The 3,662-nt window shown below is 61.4% G+C and carries 3 protein-coding genes and 1 pseudogene; 2 read left to right on the top strand and 2 right to left on the bottom strand.

What is annotated here, in order from left to right; genetic code table 11:
• Positions 1 to 681 (bottom strand): annotated as a pseudogene (locus tag EOC06_RS42840) (GGDEF domain-containing protein); the annotation flags it as partial.
• 273 nt (positions 682 to 954) lie between these two features.
• Between EOC06_RS42840 and ettA the strand changes: the two are divergent.
• Positions 955 to 2,604, top strand: coding sequence for an energy-dependent translational throttle protein EttA (gene ettA / locus EOC06_RS18645; protein WP_027034974.1), 1,650 nt, complete (start codon positions 955 to 957; stop codon positions 2,602 to 2,604).
• A 42-nt stretch (positions 2,605 to 2,646) separates the two neighbouring features.
• Positions 2,647 to 3,414: a trans-aconitate 2-methyltransferase gene (tam, locus tag EOC06_RS18640; protein ID WP_128308469.1), complete on the top strand. Its 768-nt coding sequence runs from the start codon at positions 2,647 to 2,649 to the stop codon at positions 3,412 to 3,414.
• 66 nt (positions 3,415 to 3,480) lie between these two features.
• Here tam and EOC06_RS42835 read toward each other — a convergent pair.
• Positions 3,481 to 3,662: hypothetical protein (locus EOC06_RS42835; RefSeq protein WP_245469762.1), on the bottom strand; the 182-nt coding region annotated here is incomplete at its 5' end.

Genomic DNA, 3,662 nt, shown 5'->3' with positions numbered 1-3,662 from the left:
GACCTGGCGCTCCTCAAACCATTTGAGATAGGCAACGAGCATGGTGCTGAAGGTCACCGCCGCCGCCATCTTGGCGAACCAGCCGCCGAAAAAGACGGCTATCGGCGCGCCGGCAACGAAATGCAGGGCGGTGAAAAAACCGGCCTGGTCGAAGGTCAGCACGCAAGCGACCGAAATCAGGATGCGCGCGAACGGCGCCTTGCGAAGATACCGACCAAGCTTTTCGTAGAGCAGGATGATCAGGATGGCATCGACGAACAGCAGCGTCGTGCCCCACACCATCAGCCAACCCATCTGGTCGATGAAGCCGATGTCTGGAAGCCTGCCGTCGGGAAGTGCCGCGATGACGTGCAGGCGCAGCAGCAGCACCAGCCCGATCATCAGCGCATTGCCGAGCAGCAGGCCGTAGATCGGCTGACGCACGGTTGCAGCGTCCTCCTTCATATAGAGCAGCAAAAGCATGACCAGCTTGCCGGAAAACAGCACCGCCGAGCCAGGCGAGACCATGCCGAACGGCAGAGCGACGTAAAAGACGCTGGCGAGATAGGTCTCGAGGAAGTGCATGACACCGAGCGCGCAGACGAATACGCCGAGGCCGATACGCCGTCTGAAGCGGAAAAGCGTCACCATGACGCTGAAGTAGACGACCGCTTCGGCAAGGAGCAGGAAACTGTTCAGCAATGCCGTCGACCCGATCTCTTTCTCGAAATCGCGAATAGTGAGCGATTCCACTCCGACCCTGTTTTGACGCCGAAGAGTTAACCGGAGATTTCAGCACGCTTCGTGCTGGTGGAAAACTTCGGCGATTGGCGGACACTTCCGCGTGTGACCGGGCAGATATGGCAAAAGCGATTGCCGTTCGCCGCCGCATCGCCTACATAGCGGCCAACCTCCACTCAATTCGACAGATCCAGTCAGTTTTCTGGGCCAGTCAGTTTTTCAGGGAAAGCGCGCGTGGCACGCCAGTTCATCTATCACATGGCCGGCCTCAACAAGGCCTATGGCACCAAGAAGGTGCTCGAGAATGTCCATCTCTCCTTCTATCCCGACGCCAAGATCGGCATCCTCGGCCCCAACGGTTCGGGCAAGTCGACGATCCTCAAGATCATGGCCGGGCTCGACAAGGAGTGGAACGGCGAAGCCTGGCTGGCCGAAGGCGCCACTGTCGGCTACCTGGCGCAGGAGCCTGCGCTCGATCCGGACAAGACCGTGTTCGAAAATATCATGGAAGGTGTCGCCGCCAAGACTGCCGTCATCGAACGCTATAACGAATTGATGATGAACTATTCCGACGAGACGGCCGACGAGTCAGCCAAGCTCCAGGACGAAATGGACCGGCTCAACCTTTGGGATCTCGAACAGCAGGTCGAGATGGCGATGGAAGCGCTGGGCTGCCCGCCCAAGGATTCGGAAGTCACCAAGCTTTCGGGCGGCGAACGCCGCCGCGTCGCACTTTGCCAGCTTCTGCTGCGCCAGCCCGACCTTCTGCTGCTCGACGAACCGACCAACCATCTCGACGCCGAGACCACGGCGTGGCTGGAAAAGCATCTGCGTGCCTATCCGGGCGCCGTGATGATCATCACCCACGACCGCTACTTCCTCGACAATGTCACCGGCTGGATCCTCGAACTCGATCGCGGCCGCGGCATTCCTTATGAGGGCAACTACACCAAATACCTCGAAGCCAAGGCCAAGCGGCTCAAGCAGGAAGGCCGCGAGGACGATGCCCGCCAGCGCGCCATCGGCCGCGAGCGCGAATGGATCCAGTCGAGCCCAAAGGCTCGCCAGACCAAGTCCAAGGCGCGTATCCAGGCGTTCCAGGATCTTTTGGATGCAGCCGACAAGCGGCGTCCGAGCGATACGCAGATCGTCATTCCGCATGGCGAGCGGCTCGGCAATGTGGTGATCGAGGCGGAAGGCCTGTCGAAGGGCTTTGGCGACACGCTGCTCATCGACGGCCTGGAATTCAAGCTGCCGCCCGGCGGCATCGTCGGCGTCATCGGCCCGAACGGCGCCGGCAAGACGACGCTGTTTCGCATGATCACCGGCCAGGAAAAGCCGGATGCGGGTTCTGTGCGCGTCGGCGAAACGGTCAAGCTCGGCTATGTCGACCAGAGCCGCGATGCGCTCGATCCGTCAAAGACGGTGTGGGAAGAGATTTCCGGCGGCGCCGAAGTGGTCAAGCTCGGCAAGTTCGAAGCCAACACGCGTGCCTATTGCGCGTCGTTCAACTTCCGTGGCGGCGACCAGCAGCAGAAGGTCGGCAATCTGTCCGGCGGTCAGCGCAACCGCGTGCATCTGGCCAAGATGCTGAAGACCGGCGGCAATGTGCTGCTGCTCGACGAACCGACCAACGATCTCGATACGGAAACGCTGGCCGCACTCGAAGACGCGCTGGAAAACTTCGGCGGCTGCGCCGTCATCATCTCGCACGATCGTATGTTCCTCGATCGCCTGGCGACGCACATCCTCGCCTTCGAGGGCGACAGCCATGTCGAATGGTTCGAAGGCAATTTCGAGGATTACGAGCAGGACAAGATCCGCCGCCTCGGGCCGGATGCCGTCAACCCGCACCGCATGACCTACAAGAGGCTGACGCGGTAAGGGGTTTTAGGGCGGCGATCTCAACCAGCATGAGGAGCTCAAATGGCTGATTGGTCCGCCGCCCAATATCTGAAATTTGAAGACGAGCGCACGCGGCCCGCGCGGGATTTGGTCGCGCAGGTGCCGGTGGACTTCCCGCGCCGGGTCGTCGACATCGGCTGCGGGCCTGGCAACTCGACCGAACTGCTTGTCGAGCGCTGGCCGGATGCCCAGGTGAGCGGCCTCGACACTTCGCCCGACATGATCGAGAAGGCGCGGGCGCGCCTGCCCGAGGTCACCTTTGATCTCGCCGATGCCTCCGAATGGCAGCCGGCGGAGCCGGTCGACGTGATCTTCGCCAATGCTGTGTTCCAATGGCTGCCTACCCATCCGGCGGTGTTCCAGCGGCTGATGGGCTTCCTCGCCCCAGGCGGTGCGCTTGCCGTCCAGATGCCCGACAATCTGGGCGAGGACTCCCACCGCCTGATGCGCGAGACCGCCGCCGAAATGCCATTTGCCGAAAAGCTCAAGGGCGCGGCACGCGGGCCGTTGCCGCCGGTGTCGTTCTACTATGACCTGCTGTCGCCGCTCAGCGACCGGCTTGATATCTGGCACACCATCTACAACCATCCGCTTGCCGACGCGCAGGCGATCGTCGAATGGGTGAAATCGACGGGCCTGAAGCCGTTCCTCGATCCGTTGGACGCCGAGGAGAGGGCGATGTTCCTCGAATGTTACACGGCCAAGATCGCCAAGGCCTATCCGAAGACGGCTGATGGCAAGGTGCTCTTGCGCTTTCCGCGCATTTTCATTGTCGCAAAACGAGCTTGATTATCCATGTCGCGCGGCGCCTTAGGGCCGCTTGGCTTTGGCTGTGGCCATGTCGAGGGATCGGCTTCAGTCGGCCCAGATCTTTGGTTTAAGCCGGCGTAAACCGCCTCGGTGAGAAAACTGTTGCGCCGGAGCGTTCCGGCGCCCACATGAAGCCGCAGCGCCTGCGGATGGGACGGACTGGACATGCATCGCGTCATCATCAGCGGCATCGGCGTTGAAATCCCCGAACCCACAATCACCAATGA

Origin of the sequence: Mesorhizobium sp. M7A.F.Ca.MR.362.00.0.0, from assembly GCF_004023175.1 — a bacterium.
Classification (GTDB): domain Bacteria; phylum Pseudomonadota; class Alphaproteobacteria; order Rhizobiales; family Rhizobiaceae; genus Mesorhizobium.
This window is presented reverse-complemented; position numbering and strand designations above follow the sequence as displayed.